This is a genomic window from Paenibacillus sp. Z3-2 (genome assembly GCF_054161325.1).
In genome coordinates, this window is record NZ_CP096397.1 from 2900805 (window position 1) to 2919719 (window position 18915).

Here is an 18915-nt window from a genome sequence, read left to right on the forward strand (position 1 = left end):
ATATCAAACTACAGGAAAGTAAGGCGGCAAACTGCTGGTCTGGACAGTAAAAAAGATATGATGGATTGTAATGAGGGTACATTTCCATTTACAATAGAAGAATCATGTTCTTTTGAGAACGCAGGGAGAGAAAATCATGAATATTTTTGAGCATCAGATACCTATGGAAAAAGTGAAATTTAATGAACCGCTAAAAGAACACACGTATATTAAAATTGGGGGCAACGCAGATATTCTCGTTCATCCAACGACGATAGACGAAATTAAAAAAATCGTAGAGATTGCCAACATACATCAATTACCTCTGACGGTTATTGGCAAAGGGTCAAACGTCATTATCAAAGACGGGGGAATCAGAGGAGTCACTGTTTCGCTAAGTCATTTTGATCAGGTTAATGTTAGTGAGGACAACATCATTGCGCAAAGTGGCGCTGACATCATTGATGTCTCCAGACTTGCTTTGGACCACAGCTTGACCGGTTTGGAATTTGCATGTGGCATTCCTGGCAGTACAGGAGGCGCCTTGTATATGAATGCGGGTGCGTATGGCGGTCAGATTGCCGATGTGGTCAAACGTGCGACTGTAATCAACAAAGACGGCGCAGTAGTGGAGATCGCTCGAGATGAGATGAAATTTGGTTATCGAAATAGTCTCTTCAAGATGGATCACTATATCATACTGGAGGCCGAATTCGAACTCCAAAAAGGTAATAAGGATGAGATTGCAAGCAAAATGAAGGAATTAACGTTCCTGAGAGAATCCAAGCAGCCGCTTGAGTTCCCTTCTTGTGGAAGTGTATTTAAACGACCTGAAGGACATTTTGCCGGTAAACTGATTCAGGACTGTAACTTGCAGGGCACTCGTATTGGAGGCGCTGAAATCTCCATGAAACATGCAGGTTTTATCGTGAATGTGGATCACGCTACTGCCCAGGATTATATGGACCTGATCCAATTTATTCAGCAGAAAGTATATGATACGTTCCATGTTGAATTGGAAACCGAAGTGATCTTTTTGGGGGAATAATTTTATTGGAATCATTAGGAGGTCGCCTTTGGCGGCCTTTTTACGTGTGGGAATGGTACTGAAACAAGTATTCACATCCTAATTATGGTAATATTAGAATGATTTTAGTAATATTTCATCGTTATCATAAGGGAGTGTACATGGAGATGTTTAAGCGTAAGCGAAGAATTTTGCTAATCACTGCAATGGTGATTTTACTGTCGCCCCTGTTAGTTGGTACTTATATGTATATGAATGAACGAGCTGGAGGACTAGCCGATCAACGGATATCCGAAGTTTGGGGATTGAGTGAACCTATACATATTCCTATAGCGAACAGTCCTGAAGGGGCCGTTCAAGAATTTAGAGGCGAATTTTATACCTCCCAATTCATTCATAAGGAGGCTGTGGACGGGGGCGTGATTTTGTTTACGCACAAAAAGGGTCGGGAAAATAGCAGTAATCTTCAGATGGAGTATGTTCGAAAGAATATTTTCGGATGGAAATGGGTATGGGGCGGAGGATACTTCATTGAAGAATCAGTTGAATCCAAGTTTGCGTTGCATTATATGAGTATACCGAAACTGGAGCAAGTCTCCACTCCGTTTCCCATGTTATTTGGTAATATTCAAGATTCATCCATTAAACGTGTATCCGTAGAGACCCAGGAAAATGGAACAGTAATCGCGACCGAAGCAAAACTGGTTGAGGTGAGTCCGGGACATTTAATCTGGTATGTTTTCCTTCCTTCGTCAGCGGCTATCCCATATATAATTAAGGGATTTAACGAAGAAGAGAAGCTCATTACCCATGAACAAATTAAAGATGCCAATGACAGCGGATCGTTAACTCTGGGAAATGAGATAGGGACTCTCAAAGACATAAAGTGAAATGTAAACAACAGCATAATCACTTCTGAGGTCGCCTATGGCGGCTTTTTTTTGTCCAATGTAGTACCAACCATTCCGCCAGCGAATGAACCGATCCTGCAAACCCGTGTCACGCAAGGGATTGGCTCATGCTGTGGCTGATTGAACGATTGTTGCTGACCCCGCTCTCGCTTAACATGTGAACAGAGGAGCCTGCTCGTCATTCACCATCATTCTGTCAAAGGGGGCCCGCGATCGTATGGCTGAGCTGTCGGAAACATCAAAGCTGCAACCCGGGGTTACAGTCAATAGACCTGTCAAACCAAGTTATCTGCGTAACATTCGAAAACACTGGATGCTGTATGTCATGATCCTGCCCGGTATTTTGTTCTATATTATTTTCAAGTACATTCCACTGGGCGGAAGCGTAATCGCATTTCAGAACTTTCAGATTATGAAAGGTATATGGAGTAGCTCATGGGTAGGCCTGGATAACTTCAAGTTTATTTTTACGTATCAGGATTTCTATCATGTGCTTCGGAACACAGCTCTGATTGCCTTATACAAACTGGTGATCGGATTTCCGGCTCCCATCCTGCTGGCGCTATTGTTCAACGAAGTGAGAAAAATGCTTGCCAAACGCTTTTTGCAGAGTCTGTTTTATCTGCCTCATTTTCTCTCTTGGGTCGTTGTCGGGGGGATCGTGTTTGAGGTGCTGGCCTCAGGTGGTTTTGTAAACGCTGTCCGTGGATGGTTCGGGTTCGAACCGATCCTGTATATGCAGCAGGAGCAATATTTCCGACCTATTGTTGTGCTGTCCTCTATCTGGAAAGAGGTAGGTTGGGGAACGATTATATATCTCGCTGCGGTAAGTGGCATTGATCCCACGCAATATGAAGCGGCAGTGATGGACGGAGCGAATCGCTGGAAGCAGACGCTCTACATTACATTACCTGCGTTGTTCCCGACGATCTTAACCCTGTTCCTGCTGAATATTGGCAATTTTCTGGAACTTGGCTTTGATCAGATCTATAACCTGCTGACACCGATGACCTACTCGGTAGGGGATATCATTGAAACATATGTATACCGCTCTGGTGTCCTGCAAGGGCAATATAGCGTAACAACAGCGATTGGTCTATTTCAATCGGTGATTGGCTTCATTCTGCTCTGGGTCTTCAATCGGCTTGCGAGAAAATCAGGAGAGGGGTTGTGGTAATGATCAAGCAGACGATTGGAGAAAGGCTGTTCCAAACCGCCAACTATATCTTCCTGACGCTTGCAGCCTTTACGATGCTCCTTCCATTGCTACATCTGCTTGCAGTTTCCCTGAGTTCGCCGGTTGCGGCAGACTCCAAAGAAGTATTTCTATGGCCCGTCGGCTTTACTTTCGCGTCATGGAAACACATCCTTCAGAGCTCAGGCTTATGGCAATCGTTTGGTGTAACCGTATTCATTACGGTAGTGGGTACTGCGCTTAGTATGTTATTTTCTGTGTTGACCGCTTTTCCGTTGTCGCGCAGAGAATTCATGATTCGCAAACAAGTCATGCTGGGCATCGTAATTACGATGATTTTCAATGCCCCGATGATTCCATTCTTCCTGACGGTAAGGGAGCTGGGCATGATGAATTCCATCTGGTCCCTGATCATTCCTGGTGTAATTGGTACATTTAATATGGTCATTCTGCGTACCTTTTTCATGAGCTTACCCAAGGAACTTGATGACACAGCCCGAATTGACGGTTGCCATGACTTCCGGATTCTGTTTCAGATCTATCTGCCGCTATCCAAGCCGGTTCTGGCTACGGTCAGTCTGTTCTATGCGGTGGGATATTGGAACACGTTCCAGCGTGCGGTACTGTTCCTCCGTGATCCAGGGCTCTGGCCTTTGCAGATGAAGCTGCGAGCGTATTTAACCAGCCCGGAGGAACTGGCCCAGGTAAATATGTTTCTTGGGGATTACAACTTCAATACAACCACGTTAAAGGCAGCGACAATACTTTTTGCAAGCGTTCCCATTATTTTGGTGTATCCTTATCTACAGAAGTATTTTGTGAAAGGTTCATTGCTCGGATCACTGAAAGAATAAACCATGTCCAGGGGGATGATTCCATGAGAAAACAACTGAGTCGCAAGATGGTGCCGCTAATGCTCAGTCTAGCCATGCTGTTGGTCGCTGGTTGTGGCTCCGCTACTACGAATTCCGGAAATGACGCTGGTAACGGCGAAGGCAGTGGTGGAGCTGTAAAAGTCAAAGTATTCAAAAGCCATATGGGCGTTGGTAGCTTGCCAACTGCGGATAATCCGCATGTGAAATACATCGCTGAACAGACGGGAGTCCAGTATGAACTCATTACAACGCCTCCCGGTTCGGAGCCATCCGAATACTTGAACCTGATGATTGCCTCGGATGAACTGCCAGATATCCTGCGTCCGATTGGAGGCATTGAGCAGACACTGATTCAGCAGGGAGGCGCGTTGCCACTGGATGAACTGCTGCCTGAATATGCACCCCATGTGTGGGAAAGTATTCCTCAGGAAGCTTGGGATATCGTACGCTCTGCTTCCCCTGATGGCAAAATCTATTATGTGCCCAAGGTATTCCTTGTGCCTGAACGTTCACCGTTAATTCGTCAGGATTGGGTGGATAAGGTGGGCATGGAGATGCCAAAGACCACTGATGAATATGTCGAGCTACTTACAGCTTTCCGTGACAAGGACCCGAATGGCAACGGCAAACCGGATGAACTGCCAACAAGCGGCAGGGAATTCGGCAGATGGATGGACCATCTGTTTGCGATGTTCGGGGTAGCGATGTGGGAAGGGTATCCCGAATGGGATGAATACGATGGAAAAATCCAGTACGCAGGGACTACCGACAATATGAGGGAAGCCATCAAGTTCATTCGCATGTTATATGTGGAAAAACTGCTGGACAATGAAACCTTCCTGAACAAAGGGGAAGTGTGGCAGGCCAAAATCAATAACAACCTCGTAGGCAGCTGGTACCATTTGCCTGCAAATGTGCGAGATCGGTACAATGCGATGCTGACCCAGGCTCCAGATGCTTACATTGCAGCAATGCCGCTGCCCAAAGCCGAAGGATTTGAAGCTTTTGTCACCCAGAAGAGCATGGGTGAACCGGAATGGATGATTCCGGCCACCAAACAGGATAATGCGCCAAATGCGCTGAAGTTACTGGACTTCTTTTATAATCCTGAAAATGATGAGTTTGGTCGCTTCGGTATTGAAGGTGAGCAGCATGTAGTCAAGGATGGACGCAAAGTCATTCTTCCACCTGCTGACAACAAACCGCTTGCCCTCGGTATGAAGAATCTCACTACAGCAGAAGACATGAATAAGCGGATTGAAGAGACATATCCGGAAGATCAGCAACAGATGGTCAAAGACATGTTCGAAGTCAGTACTGCCGATGCACGGCAAATTGCAGGTGACGGTCTGCCAGCCTCTGTGTATGAAGGCTTTCCTGATATTCAATCCCACAAGCTGTTCCAGGAGGTATTGACCAAGATTGTCATCGGCGAGCTGCCGATCGAGGCTTATGATGAATATGTGAAGAAATGGAATGCTTCCGGGGGCGAAGTGGTCACCCAGCGTGTACAGGAATGGTATGAGAAGGTGAGAAAATGAAAAAGAGATATGCCCTATGCGGGGTCAGCGGCAGAGCATTGGGACAATTTGCGAAACCAATTCATGAGCTGTTCTCTCATAATTCAGAGGTTGTCGCTCTGCTGGATACCGATCCTGCACGGTTTGAAGTCTATCGTACCCGTTTCCCTCAGCATACAGAAGTAGCGGTATATGGCGCATCGGATTTTGGGGTCATGGTCGATGAGACTCGGCCAGACTGTATCATCGTGGCTGGCAGGGACGATACCCATGCCCATTATATTGTTGCCGCGTTGGAGCAGGATCTCGATGTTATCACCGAAAAGCCAATGACGACTACAGGCGCTGATGCCAGACGCATTCTGGAAGCAGAAGCAAGAAGTAAGGGCAAAGTCATCGTAACTTTTAATTATCGGTATATGCCGATCCACATGCGCATTAAGGAATTGATTCAGGAGGGGAAACTCGGTCGCGTCACTTCCATAGACCTTAACTGGTATATCGATACCCATCACGGCTCCAGTTATTTTAAACGCTGGAACCGTGAGCGGGCATTCTCGGGCGGTCTGTCGGTCCATAAAAGTACCCACCACTTTGATCTGGTCCAGTGGTGGATCAATCAAAAGCCAGTTGAAGTTTTTGCCTATGGAGCACTGAACTATTACGGGGCTGAAGGCGAATGGAATCCGGCACAGGAGGACGGAAGACATTGCCGTACATGCCATGTCTCAGAAGATTGCGCCTATTATTCCCGATGGACGTCCCGCAGTCGTCAGATCCGGGTACCGGATGACCATCTGAACCAACTCGGTACAGCAAGCCAGCAGGAGTTTCCGTACACTTCATACCGTCCCGACCAGTGTATCTTCGATTCCACCATTGAGATTGAAGACACGTATGCCGCAACCGTGAAATATAGCGGCGGCGCGCTGATGAGTTATTCGGTCAATTTCTCCCTTCCATACGAAGGGTACCGGTTGGCGGTAAATGGCACGAAGGGCAGGCTAGAAACATTGGAGTATCATATGCCGGCCCGGACGCCTTTTCCCACACCTGTCCAGACGATCGATTACTTTCCGCTCTTTGGTTCAAAAGAAACGATCCATGTTGTTCATCGTGAAGGCGGACATGGAGGAGGAGATCCACTGCTGCTGGAGGATATTTTCCTCGGCGAAGATAAGAGACGCCCTTACCGAATTCTGTCTGGTGCTGAAGACGGCGCTTATTCCGTTGCCGCTGGAGAAGCAGTATGGCGATCTGTGGAAGAGCATCGGCCTATTTCCATAGACGAAGTGCTGGGTGGTTGGAACAGCAGAGTGCCCACGCACAAAGGGAGGGAGAAGTGACATGAGCAGACATGTTTATTTCGAACCGGAGGAGAGTATGGCTTATCAGAGTGGTGAAGACGTTATGCACGCCCTGATGAGCATTGCGGGAAGGTATATTGGAGCCAATCCTCCGCATCCCCCGGTCTACAGAGTAAGCAGATCAGGACCGGTGCGTAAGTGTGAGGATCACCGCTACGTCTTCCCACTGGGGGATATGTTTCCCAACATGAGGAAAGGTCAACAGGTCTATACTTGGGCGAAACTTTGGAGCGACAGTGATCAGGATTTTGTTTTTCATATCACCTGCTTCGGACCTGTTAGGCTATATCATAATGGGGTGCTGATCTATGGTTCTGCACCTGAAGAGGAATATCCAGCGGTTCCTGTTCTGAAACTGAAATGTGGACTGGTCAGAGGCTGGAATCATTTCGTTCTTGAATTCAAATCAGGCAAAATAGGGGTAGGTGGCCAGTTTGGCACCGGCTCCCGGAAGAACAGACCACTTCACTTTATTGTGCCTACACTCGAACGTGATGGGGAAGAAGGCTGGCTTTACACAGCGCCATTGGATATTCCGTTGTCGGAAATCCCATCTGGCCCCATGCGAGAGAAGGCCACTGGCGTTAACTGGTTGCCTCGGGAGGAAGACCCCGAGAAGCCATCGTCTTATGGACAGTTGGCACGGATGTATGGACTGACGAGTGGCATGTCTGCTTATGCTTGGACGAAGATAAATGGTAGGAATTGTGGCAAGGAGACTGTGCTAATCTCCGGCGAGGCCTACAGCCCGATTGAGTTCTCGGTGGACGGCAAGGTAGTATTCCATCAAAAGCAGGCAGGACGCTTCCGTTTCGAGCTGCCATTGTCTGCTGCCGTGCAAGATCTGACAGCGAACTGTACATGTGGAGATCGGGATTGGGGATTCCGTATGGATACAACTACAGATGAGATGTTGATGCCTGCACTGGATGTGAAAGGGCACAGAGGCAAGTGGCTTTTCATAGGTCCTTTTCAAGCGGAACAGGAGATTGATCTGGGTTCCTGCCAGAAAATGAAACGGACTATTCTTAGTGGAACAGGTGAAGACGTATACTGGCGAACAGAGCTACCAGGCGGAGAGGTACGTCCATTTTTGGAAAATGAATGGTTCGGCCGATGGAACTATCCTCTAGGCGTCACGTTATACGGATTACTTCAGCTTGGCAAAGTGGGTCAGCGATCGGATATTCGAGATTACGTGCTGAATCACATTGAATTTGCCTCTTCACGTTTCAGCTACTCCTTATGGGACAGAGAACGTTATGGTGCAGCTGGGCTGAATAATCAGCTCTCCCATATCGACAGCCTGGACGATTGTGGTTCTTTCGGTGCCACCATGCTGCTTGCCGATCGGGAACGCAAGTTGGACGGCGTTTCAGAGACGGCAGCTCATATCGCTGACTATATTTTGCATCAACAGTCCCGTCTGGAAGATGGCACTTTATACCGCAAGATTGGTGTCTCCAGATCAATGGATAACACGATGTGGTGTGATGATCTGTATATGAGCACCCCGTTCCTGTGCAGGTACGCCGAATGGTCGGGTGACGATAAGCTGCTGGATGAAGCGGCAAGACAGGTTCTTTTGTATAAAAAGTATCTGTACATTCCAGAACGTCAAATCATGTCTCATGTATTCGATGTGGAGCGAGGTGAGCCAACACAGACCCCGTGGGGCCGTGGCAATGGCTGGGTGCTGTTCTCTTTGTCGGAGCTGCTGACGGTGCTTCCTCAAGAGCATTCATCGTATACAGCTCTCATTCATTTTTACAGGGAATTGTGTGAAGGGTACTTGGCATTGCAGGGCAGAAACGGATTGTGGCATCAGGTATTAACGGACCCGGAGTCTTATGAGGAAACATCCTGTACCTCCATGTTCATCTATGCATATGCCCGGGGTGTTCGAATGGGCTGGCTTTTAGATCCGAAACCGTATGCACAAGCGGCGCATCAAGGGTGGAAGGGGCTTTCAGAGCGCACAATTGATAAAAGAGGCAATGTATACGGCGTATGTCGTGGCTCCAGCTACTCCTTCACGAATCACTATTACAAGCATGAACTGGGATGGAATCTGAATGATACCCATGGGATCGGCATTGTACTTCTTGCTGGGCTTGAAACTATTTCCATGCAGGAATGGCAGACAAACACGCCGATTTTCGCAGCGGAAAGGGTCGGAACACCGGAGAAATTGGAGGAATCATCTTTTTAGAGGGAGAAAATAGGCTGTTGGACCGGGTCGTATTGGGCATATGGGAACGGTATAATATCGGTATATTGCATATGAGGTGGGATAATTGTGACCCTTTCCTTCTTGAAGTGGCTAAAATTCAATGTCACTAATACCCAGACCCGGCTGCTGCTGATTCTGACTGTTGTTGTCTTCATGATTATTATTGCGGTGGGGATGACGACGTATTATTCTTCCAAGTCGGTGTTACAGCAAGAATTAAGTGAGCCGCAACACCAGATGCTGCGTATCAGCATGAATGATATTGATGAAGTGATCCGGGAAAGTGACCAGATTGCAGTGAAAATTGCACTGAACAGTAATGTATACCGATTTCTCACCAATGAAGTACAGGGATCATACCGCAATATTACGGAACTGGTACAATTTCTGGAAACCTTAATCAGTAGTACGTCCTTTATTAAGAGCGCTTACATTTATGATATGAATCGGGAGAGCATCGTTGCCTTCCCACAAGGTTACAGCTCCAGCAAGGTTTATTTCCCGGATTCGGATTGGGTTGGCGTTGCGGATGAACTTGAAGAGCGTCCCATGCTGGTCAAGCAACGTGAGATTTCCACTTCTTCTGGTGCGTCCATGCCGCAAATTACACTTTACCGAAAAATAATGATCGCTGGCGAGTTGAAAGGGATTATCGCAGTCAATTTCAAGACAGAGCAGATGTTCGAGCACATGCTGCTCTCATCCGTCTCCGACCTTGACAGCCATCGGTTCATCCTCGACACCAACAACCAGCCTTTATATGATCTCGGCAACTATGCTGTTGGAGAGGAAGCGGTCAGTCATGTGCTCACCCAACTGGACGGTGAAAAGCTTGGTGAGTTTAAGCATGAAGGTAAGCTTTTACTGGCTTCACAGGTCATTTCACCGTACACCGGATGGCGCTATCTGTCCGTGATATCACAAGACAGTCTGCTGGCTAATGCACAGAAGATCCGCAATATTGTCTTTATCGTATCTCTGTTGGCTCTTGCAGCAGGAGCGGCTACGATCACATTTTACAATGCAGCTGCTTTTAGACCGGTAAGACGCATGAGGCAATTACTGAGTGGGTACGACCAGGAGAGAATCCATCCGGAACAGATCGATCTGGAGAAAATAACGGGTCAATTGTTAACGGATCATGCTCAGCAGGCCATTAATCTCAGGCAGACCCTTCCGGAAGCTTCATCCAAATTTCTGACGGATATTTATAACGGACATATGACAGGAAGTCGGGAAATTAACGAGAAATGGTGCCGTTACTTCAAGGATTGGAGCGATGAGTCACTATCTATTGCCATGTTGTCGATTGACAATTATCAGGCTTGGTGTGAACGCTTTACGAAGTCGGATCACTCCCTGCTGAAATTTGCCATTGGTAACATCATTGCTGAACTGTTGTCTGGACAGTGGCGAGTGTTATCTGCCGATCTGGGCAGAGACCGGATGCTCGTAATGCTGCAACCACTTGATTCTGGCGGGGGAATGAGCGTAGCGACAGCAATACGAGAGACGATTGGCATGATTCCCCGCTTACTCAAGTTTCAGGTGTCGAGCGGTGTAAGCGGGGGGCACGACGGACTCATGCGACTTCAGCGAGCCATGCATGAGGCGGAGAGTGCGCTGGATTACAGATTGTACCGGGGGTATGAGCGAGTTATTTCGTTTGAAGAGATCTCGGGTCTGCAACCGACCGGGAATACATCGGAAGAACATGAATTCATGACTCAACTGACGGAGACCGTTGAAGCAGGCAGAGGCGAAGAAGCCCTAAGGAATTTTGACAAAATAATCGGTCGAATGACGCACGAGCAATGGCAACCTTCATCAGCGCTGGCTTTTCTTGAAGCTGTTGCAGCTACACTTGAACGAATTCGCCTAAAGCGGGAGACAGAAGGTTGCGGACTCGAAATGGTGGATATGCGGACCATGCATCTGGAGGCTGTCTGTGAAGTGCTGCGAAGCCAGATCGAAGGTTTGGCTGATTGGTTCGGTAGCCTTATGCTCAGCAAGGATTTCATACTGTGCCAACAGATGATTACGTTTATGAACAAGCATCTGGAAGACCCGGTAAGCATTCAGGAGATTGCCGAGCATGCCGGGATCGGAAGCAGTTTGGCAAGCCAGTTGTTCAAGCAGGAGATGGGTGATACCATCCACGGATATTTCACTAAACTTCGGATGGAACGTGCCTGTGAACTATTGCTGGATACGGATTACAGAATTTCCGAGATCGCAACGATGGTGGGTTATCAGCATGAGAACAGCTTTATTCGTGTGTATCGAAAATACAAAGACATTACACCAGGTAAGTACAGAGAAATAATGCGAAGCCGCAGCGGTGTACTACGGGAATCTTGACCCATACTTGAACCCATAGAATGACAAGGAGGCAGACCCATTGATGGATCGACAATCAGTTGTCAGAAGAAATCATCCGGTATTAACGCAGCTTGAGCCGAGATCGCCTTTATCGGTGGGTAATGGAGAATTTGCGTTCAGCGCTGATTTTACGGGACTTCAGACGTTTCCAGATCTGTATGAAATACCTCTCGGTACACAATCCAACTGGGGTTGGCATTATACAGGCGGTCATCACGTATTCGGAGATGAGGATATTGTCTATCAGGTATTTGAGACATATGGCCGCAAAGTCTTATATCCCATGAAGCCGGAAGACAAGGATGAAGCCTATCACTGGCTTAGGCAGAACCCGCATCGACTTCAGCTTGGACGCATTTCATTTCGTTTGCTAGGAGAAGATGGCCGGGAGACGGACGTCACCCATGTCCTCCCGGTACGTCAGGAACTGAATCTATGGACTGGAATTCTGCACAGTGAATTTACCGTGCAGGGGGAAGAAGTGCGTGTAGAGACAGCCTGTGACCCACGGTTAGATTGTATCGCCATTCGTGTACAATCCGGCTTAATCCGTAAACAGCGTCTGCAACTGTTTATTGTATTTCCATCCCCTGATATGACACACCGGAGCTGGTCAAAATCAGTATTCCCCGACTGGAATGAACATGACAGACATTCTACTGTGTTGACACCGGTCACTTCGACTTCCGCATCATTGAAACGTGTGCTGGATGAAGATGAGTATGCATTGGAATGGATCTGGGACGCAGGCAAGCTGGAACAGACGGGAACTCATGAATTCACACTATCTCCCGAGGCCGTACCAGACTCGGACATCTGGTCGTGCAGTGTATCTTTTGCTGCACATAAGCCGGAAACCTTGCCAGCAGATGCAGTGTTGCGATCAAGCTCGGTCCACTGGAATCAGTTCTGGAACGATGGCGGAGTGATTAATTTTGAAGGCAGTTCAGATCCGCGTGCCGCCGAACTGGAGCGCAGAGTAGTCCTATCCCAGTTCCTGAGTGCGGTGCACAGCGGTGGTTCCTTGCCGCCACAGGAGACCGGATATATGTACAACAGCTGGTTCGGCAAAATGCATCTGGAGATGCATTGGTGGCATGCAGCGCATTTTCCGCTCTGGAATCGGACCGATTTGTTGTGCAAGAGTATGGACTGGTACCTCACCATCCTGCCAGAAGCCCGCGAACTGGCACGCTCTCAAGGTTATGTCGGCGCGCGATGGCCCAAAATGGTGGGTTATAACGGGCATCAGACTCCGTCGCCGGTAGCTCCGGGATTGATTTGGCAACAACCACATCCCACGGCACTAGCTGAGATGTGTTATCTGTCCCGGCCTGATCCTGCCATGTTAACAAGATATAAGGATATCGTATTTGAAGCGGCTGACTTTATGGTGTCTTATGCCCACTGGGATGGGAAAAGGCAAGCGTATGTGCTAGGTCCGCCGCTTATCCCTGCGCAGGAGAATCACGCCATGAACGATAGTTTGAATCCACCCTATGAACTGGAGTACTGGAAATTCGGCTTGGAGATAGCCATCTTGTGGGCAGAGCGTTTGAATCATCCAGTCAATCCAGACTGGCGAAGAGTGGCTTCGCACATGGCTAAACCTCGACATGAGAACGGCGTGTATCTCGCACACGAGAATTGTCCGGACACTTACACCGTTAAGAACCACGATCATCCCTCGATGGTTGGAGCACTTGGACTATTGCCAGGTTCATTAATCGATCCGGAAATCATGAGAAATACGTTGCTCAAGGTCAAAGAGTGCTGGGACTGGGAATCCGCCTGGGGTTGGGATTTTCCAATGTGCGCGATGACCGCAGCCAGATTGAATGAACCAGAGCTTGCGGTGGATTTCCTGTTGATGGATGCCACGAAGAACACGTATTTGCCTAATGGACACAACTATCAGAGAGCGGGGTTGTGGGCATATCTTCCCGGGAACGGAGGTCTCCTAACCGCTGTCGCCATGATGGCTGCCGGCTGGACAGGGGCAGGAGAACAAGCGAATCCAGGATTTCCACGGGATGGAAGCTGGACTGTGAAGTGGGAAGGTCTTCATCCTTTGATGTAATCATCAGAACGTTAAACCCCGAAAGAACGGTACAGATGGCCTAATCCATCAGAAGGAGGATTTCGATATGGTTGGAACTTCGACAAAGTCAGTGACACAGGAACGAAGAATGTCTGTCAAAATAGCAGATACCTTGCTTTCCGAATGTCAGAATGGCAATCATCCCAAGATTGCAGGCAAATGGGGCTATGTGGGCGGAATGACGCTGATGGCACTGGAACGCGCCGCCGAATGGAATCAAGAATCCCGCTACGCGGAACTTGTTTCGCGTCACATGGATGAGCTCATCGAGAATGACGGCACCATTCGGACCTACCGGTTGAATGATTACAACCTGGATATGATCAATGAAGGCAAAAATCTGTTCAGCCAGTGGAAGAATTCCGGCAATGACAAATATGTTAAGGCGATTCAGCACCTGGTTGACCAGCTTAAAGGACAGCCCCGGACAAGTGAAGGTGGATTCTGGCATAAGAAAATATATCCGTTTCAGATGTGGCTGGATGGCATTTATATGTCTTCACCCTTTTTGGCGGAATATGCGAGCACCTTCGATCATCCCGAGAGCTTCGATGAAGTGGCACGACAGATTTTGTTGATCGAGCAAAAGACTCGTAATCCGCGTAATGGCCTACTCCATCATGCCTGGGATGAGAGCAGGGAACAACGTTGGTGCGCTCAAGATACTGGTCGATCCGTTCATGTTTGGGGCCGGGCCATGGGATGGTATGCAATGGCCGTGGTGGATGCACTGGAGCACTTTCCCGTGGATCACCCACAGCGCGGACAGATCATGGGCATATTTGAACGAATGGCCCATGCGATTGCTCATGCTCAGGATCATGATAGTGGACTCTGGTACCAAGTGATGGATCAGAACGGAAGAGCAGGAAATTATCTGGAAGCCTCTGCTTCCTGTATGCTGACCTATGCACTCGCCAAAGGCCTCCGATTACATTATCTGGCTGAACTGGACCGTGAAGTCGTTGATCATGCCTATGCAGGCATATTGAAGCGGTTGGTCACTGAAGATGAAAAAGGGGTGCATCTGCACCACATCTGTCATGGTGCCGGACTCGGTGGGAAGAAGTATCGGGACGGTTCTTATGAATATTACATCAGTGAACAGGTCGTTAGCGATGTGCAGATGGGCGTAGCCCCATTCCTGCTAGCCAGTATTGAGATGGAGAGACTTGGGGCGGAAGAAGCGTGAATCAACACACAGACCATACAGATACAACAGGCATACGGTCGGACAGGAACAAGATGTTGCTGAAATATCCCTCTTCCTGGTGGAAAGGGATGTGGCGAGAAGCGCTACCTTCCGGAAACGGTAAACTTGGTGCTTCAGTGCAAGGCGGAATTCAAGCGGAGACCGTTCTCTTGCAGCACAGTGAATTATGGCATTGGGGGCGCAAAGATGAGCTGCCCGATGTCAGTCATACCTTATCAGAAACCCGTAAGTTAATGGATGAGGAACAATATTTGGAGGCAAGCTGGCATCTGACCCGTACACTGCAAGCAGAAGGTTACACGTCCAGGTTGTCCTCCCGATATCCACTGGCTACAATGACGGTGGGCATGACGTGTAATAACGCTTTTCGCAAATATCACCGGGAACTGGATATGGACACAGGGGAAGTTCATGTGCGCTGGCAGGACGGAAGTCACAACTATACAAGAAGTCTGTTCGTCTCACGTGCAGACGATTGTATTGTCTATGAGATCCAGACTCATAGAGTGAAAGATGGAGTAAGTGCGCAGGGAACAGGTTCGGCTGGGCATTCATTGCTGTCGGGGACGATAGGCCTGCTATTCCCACAGGGCGACCGGGTGAGAGAAGACGATGAGTTCAACGTACTAAAGTCGTCTATTACAATGAGAAACGACCAGGATGATCGTGGAGAATACCTGTGCTATGGCGGGCAGAATGACGATGGACAGGACTACGGAGCAGTGCTGCGACTGATCCAATTGAACGAAATACCTGGTGCGAGTCATGATCAACAAAAGGAAAGCGAACCTAACGAAGACATGCTTAGCAGGCAACTTCATTTCCATACCTCTGGAAAAGTGCTTGTACTTGTTAAAATGTTTGCTACGGGCAGACGAGCGCAGGAATGGACACGGTTGAAGCAGGAACTCGCATCGCTTGAGAGCGACTACAATACGTTGCTGAATCGGCATATCTCACTGCATCAACCGTTGTTTCGGTCCGCTGATCTTGATCTGGATGATGAAACGGATGACGGGCGCTGTAATGAAGACTTGCTTCTGGAAGCCTATGAAGGTGAAGCACCTACAGGGTTCGTGCGCAAAATGTGGGCCTATGGTCGATATCTATTTATCAGCGGAACCTCTGAACATAGCGGATTGCCATTTGGATTATACGGCTTGTGGGGTGGAGATTATCGTTTGATCTGGGGCCACAATATGGCGAATGAGAATGTGCAAATGATGTACTGGCACACTGCGGTAGGTGGTTTATCCAATCTGAATCGTTCGTTGTTCCGCTATTACAACGGATTAATGGATGACTTTCGGGACAATGCCCGCAAGCTATATGGCTGCCGCGGGATTTACATTCCCGCTGGAACAACACCGGGTATCGGGGTGCCTAACCAGATTGTTCCGGTAATCATGAATTGGACGGGAGCAGCAGGATGGATCGCCAGACATTATTATGCACATTATCAGTTCACTGGGGATAAGCAGTTTCTGCTGGAGGAAGCCTTGCCCTTCATGAAGGAGGCCCTTCAGTTCTATGAAGATTTTCTGGTGCTGGGTGAAGACGGAAAGTATAAAATATACCCGTCTGTTTCGCCAGAGAATACACCTGAGAATTTTATGCCTAAGCATGGACAGCCACTGGCCCACCCTATGCCTACAGCCATCAATGCGACTATGGACGTTGCCATTATTAAAGAACTGCTACAGCATGTCATTGCAGCCAGCCGACTAGTCAGTGTGCATACGACTATGATTCCGTGTTGGGAAGCCATGCTAGAGCGTATGCCTGATTATCTTCTTCAATCGGAGGGAGCTGTGAAAGAATGGCTGCATCCTGCTTTTGAAGATCGACGTGATCATCGTCATCTATCGCACCTGTATCCTGTATTTCCAGGACAGGAGGTCACCCGTGAAGAACAGCCAGAATTGTTTCAGGCTTTCGAGATAGCAGTTGATCAGCGAAGGCTTGGTGCTCAGAGTGGCTGGTCCCTTGCACATATGTCGTCCATATATGCTCGACTTGGCAATGGTGAGCGGGCGCTGGAAAGTCTCGATATTCTTGCGCGCTCCTGTGTACTGAGTAATGGGTATACCTTGCATAATGACTGGCGCAATATGGGGGTATGTATGTCCATGCCTGCAGCTCCGATTCAGCTGGATGCCAACATGGGCTGGGTTAATGCAGTACAAGAAATGCTGCTCTATGTGTCAGAACATCGCATCAAGCTGCTGCCGGCATTGCCAGAACGGTGGGTACGAGGTTCCATTCATGACTGGTGCTTACCAGGAGGTAGAATATCCTGTACATGGAATCGGAGCTCGGGCTTCTTCCGGGCAGAACTTGTCGCGGATCGGCGGATCAATACGAAGCTTCATATTCCTGAATGGGTGAAAGGAGGCGAGATGCTCAGCAGAACTGCCTGCCTATGTGAACTTGATGAGAATGGCATCTATGAGCTTGAAATTGAAGCTGGAGGGGAACTAGTGCTGGAACAGATAGCAGTATTTGATGCATAAGACGTATAAAGAGTCGCCATTTTGGTAGCCTTTTCTACGTGTAGGTTGATAGTTGATTAGGATACTTTTAAGGTTGTGAGCAGTTGACGAGTACATTAGCACAGCAAAAAAACAGCGGCATTCGAAGACTTTATGTACGAGTCTAAGATTGCTGCTGTTTTACGGTTAGAGAATGAATAGTTAACTGGACTTTGAATCACCTGCGGTTCGATTGGCCTTCACATATTTGAGCTGAGCAACGATGATGACGCTGATGATGACCAGCAGGAACCACGAACTGATCTTACTAAAGCTAACCAGCTGCCACGCATCATGCTGATCTGGATATTTCCAGGCATTGAAGAATGTAGCGATGTTCTCTGCAGTCCAGATGAAGAAACCGACAATGATAAAAGCGAGCGATAACGGCATTCGATAGGTCGTTGCTCGTACCCGGTAGATAATCCAGGTTTTCCAGAAGACAATAAATACAAGCGCAGTCAGCCACCAGCGAAAATCAGGAATAAAATGATGGGTGAAAAAGTTGATATAGATCGCTGCTCCGAGCAGAATGGAAGGTGCAAAACCAGGCCATCCGGTCATGTCCATTCGCAGTCTTCGCCACACCTGACACATAAAACTGGCTACACTTGCATACATGAATCCACTATAAAGAGGGACTCCCAGGATTTTGGTGTAAGCTGGCTCAGGGTAAGACCAAGATCCCATCCATACTTTATAGATCTCCAGCACCAGGCCAATAATGTGAAATACACAGATGACCTTGATTTCATCCCGAGTCTCCAAGCCGCTTCGATACATCAGGTACTGCACAGCGAGCAATACAAGCAGAATGGCATCATATCGATGAAGGAAAGGGATCGGAATTACGCTGGATAGGGCCAGTGTTCCAAAGATCGCTACGGGAAATATGCAGCTCATCGCCTGATGATAGCCGAAATGAAGTAGTTGTATTAGAGATTTCAAGTCAAGTTTAACTCCTTTCCAAACATGTTTGAGCACAATTTAATGATATGAATTAAGGGTGTTCATCATGGGCGTTTTTTTGCCTACACTCCATCATATAGAGATCATCGATGAATAAAAAGAGAAAAAAACACGCTGATCTGTTCTTGTTTTCAAATGTAAATGAACCCTCTTCATTGATAATGATTTTCATTTAGATTAAAATAAGAGAATAAAACATGTTATCATGTCTTGCATAATGTGAGGCATGCGACTATCAGGAGGAGTTATTATGTTGATTCAAACTCGAAGCATCATTGTCAAAAAGGGAAATAGCGATAAGGTCGTGGAACGTTTCAGTGGTCCAACTCCGGTTGTGGACATGCCCGGTCTGATTGATTTCAGTGTCATGGTTAACAAGAAAAATGCAGAGAACGAAGAAGTGATGGTCATCATACGCTGGGAATCGGAAGAAGCATGGAAGAACTGGGAGAAAAGTGATGTACATCTCAAAGGCCACCGTGAGAAAAGAACACAGGAGAAACCGGATTATCTGATAAGCACAACTGTAAATATGTATCAGGTACAGACGGTGAAGACAGGCAGCGGCAGTTCTGAACAAGGACTATAGGTAGTTCATCCCAGAGTTGCCCG

Annotated in this window: 13 protein-coding genes; 12 read left to right on the top strand and 1 reads right to left on the bottom strand. The window is 47.9% G+C overall.

Features of this window, described 5'->3' with window-relative positions:
* Positions 1 to 136: 136 nt before the first annotated feature.
* The 11 genes from murB (at position 137) to M1D71_RS13110 (ending at position 17316) form a co-directional block, all read left to right on the top strand.
* Positions 137 to 1027, top strand: a complete 891-nt coding sequence (gene murB / locus M1D71_RS13060; protein ID WP_458126801.1) for a UDP-N-acetylmuramate dehydrogenase — start codon at positions 137 to 139, stop codon at positions 1025 to 1027.
* A gap of 146 nt (positions 1028 to 1173) precedes the next feature.
* Positions 1174 to 1896, top strand: coding sequence for a hypothetical protein (locus M1D71_RS13065; protein ID WP_458126802.1), 723 nt, complete (start codon positions 1174 to 1176; stop codon positions 1894 to 1896).
* Between the two features lie 238 nt (positions 1897 to 2134).
* Entirely contained in the window at positions 2135 to 3094 is a 960-nt protein-coding gene (locus M1D71_RS13070) for an ABC transporter permease (protein ID WP_458126803.1), read from the top strand.
* A 2-nt stretch (positions 3095 to 3096) separates the two neighbouring features.
* On the top strand, positions 3097 to 3966 hold the full coding sequence (locus M1D71_RS13075; RefSeq protein ID WP_458127233.1) for a carbohydrate ABC transporter permease: 870 nt from the start codon (positions 3097 to 3099) through the stop codon (positions 3964 to 3966).
* A 23-nt stretch (positions 3967 to 3989) separates the two neighbouring features.
* Complete coding sequence (locus M1D71_RS13080) at positions 3990 to 5528, top strand: extracellular solute-binding protein (protein ID WP_458126804.1); 1539 nt, start codon at positions 3990 to 3992, stop codon at positions 5526 to 5528.
* The gene (locus tag M1D71_RS13085; RefSeq protein WP_458126805.1) at positions 5525 to 6853 is read left to right on the top strand and encodes a Gfo/Idh/MocA family protein; all 1329 of its coding nucleotides are present in this window, start codon (positions 5525 to 5527) and stop codon (positions 6851 to 6853) included. The genes M1D71_RS13080 and M1D71_RS13085 overlap by 4 nt, the downstream gene beginning before the upstream one ends.
* A gap of 1 nt (position 6854) precedes the next feature.
* Complete coding sequence (locus tag M1D71_RS13090) at positions 6855 to 9086, top strand: glycoside hydrolase family 88/105 protein (protein ID WP_458126806.1); 2232 nt, start codon at positions 6855 to 6857, stop codon at positions 9084 to 9086.
* A gap of 87 nt (positions 9087 to 9173) precedes the next feature.
* The gene (locus M1D71_RS13095) at positions 9174 to 11468 is read left to right on the top strand and encodes an AraC family transcriptional regulator (protein WP_458126807.1); all 2295 of its coding nucleotides are present in this window, start codon (positions 9174 to 9176) and stop codon (positions 11466 to 11468) included.
* A 43-nt stretch (positions 11469 to 11511) separates the two neighbouring features.
* Positions 11512 to 13569, top strand: a complete 2058-nt coding sequence (locus M1D71_RS13100) for a glycoside hydrolase family 65 (RefSeq protein ID WP_458126808.1) — start codon at positions 11512 to 11514, stop codon at positions 13567 to 13569.
* 67 nt (positions 13570 to 13636) lie between these two features.
* On the top strand, positions 13637 to 14782 hold the full coding sequence (locus M1D71_RS13105) for a glycoside hydrolase family 88/105 protein (RefSeq protein WP_458126809.1): 1146 nt from the start codon (positions 13637 to 13639) through the stop codon (positions 14780 to 14782).
* A complete protein-coding gene (locus tag M1D71_RS13110; RefSeq protein ID WP_458126810.1) occupies positions 14779 to 17316 on the top strand; it encodes a glycosyl hydrolase family 95 catalytic domain-containing protein in 2538 nt (845 codons plus the stop codon). Before M1D71_RS13105 ends, M1D71_RS13110 begins: the two co-directional genes overlap by 4 nt.
* Positions 17317 to 17496: 180 nt before the next feature.
* Here M1D71_RS13110 and M1D71_RS13115 read toward each other — a convergent pair whose 3' ends face one another.
* Positions 17497 to 18282, bottom strand: coding sequence for a DUF817 domain-containing protein (locus M1D71_RS13115; protein WP_458126811.1), 786 nt, complete (start codon positions 18280 to 18282; stop codon positions 17497 to 17499).
* Between the two features lie 271 nt (positions 18283 to 18553).
* Between M1D71_RS13115 and M1D71_RS13120 the strand changes: the two genes are divergently transcribed.
* Positions 18554 to 18892 (top strand): antibiotic biosynthesis monooxygenase, encoded by a 339-nt coding sequence (locus M1D71_RS13120; RefSeq protein WP_458126812.1) that lies wholly within the window; start codon positions 18554 to 18556, stop codon positions 18890 to 18892.
* The last annotated feature ends 23 nt before the right edge of the window (positions 18893 to 18915 follow it).

Bases quoted from the DNA above. Each gene is read 5' to 3' on its own strand.
- murB (WP_458126801.1), top strand. From the start codon at position 137: ATGAATATTTTTGAGCATCAGATACCTATGGAAAAAGTGAAATTTAAT.
- M1D71_RS13085 (WP_458126805.1), top strand. From the start codon at position 5,525: ATGAAAAAGAGATATGCCCTATGCGGGGTCAGCGGCAGAGCATTGGGA.
- M1D71_RS13090 (WP_458126806.1), top strand. From the start codon at position 6,855: ATGAGCAGACATGTTTATTTCGAACCGGAGGAGAGTATGGCTTATCAG.
- M1D71_RS13100 (WP_458126808.1), top strand. From the start codon at position 11,512: ATGGATCGACAATCAGTTGTCAGAAGAAATCATCCGGTATTAACGCAG.
- M1D71_RS13120 (WP_458126812.1), top strand. From the start codon at position 18,554: ATGTTGATTCAAACTCGAAGCATCATTGTCAAAAAGGGAAATAGCGAT.
- M1D71_RS13105 (WP_458126809.1), top strand. From the start codon at position 13,637: ATGGTTGGAACTTCGACAAAGTCAGTGACACAGGAACGAAGAATGTCT.
- M1D71_RS13080 (WP_458126804.1), top strand. From the start codon at position 3,990: ATGAGAAAACAACTGAGTCGCAAGATGGTGCCGCTAATGCTCAGTCTA.
- M1D71_RS13065 (WP_458126802.1), top strand. From the start codon at position 1,174: ATGTTTAAGCGTAAGCGAAGAATTTTGCTAATCACTGCAATGGTGATT.
- M1D71_RS13070 (WP_458126803.1), top strand. From the start codon at position 2,135: ATGGCTGAGCTGTCGGAAACATCAAAGCTGCAACCCGGGGTTACAGTC.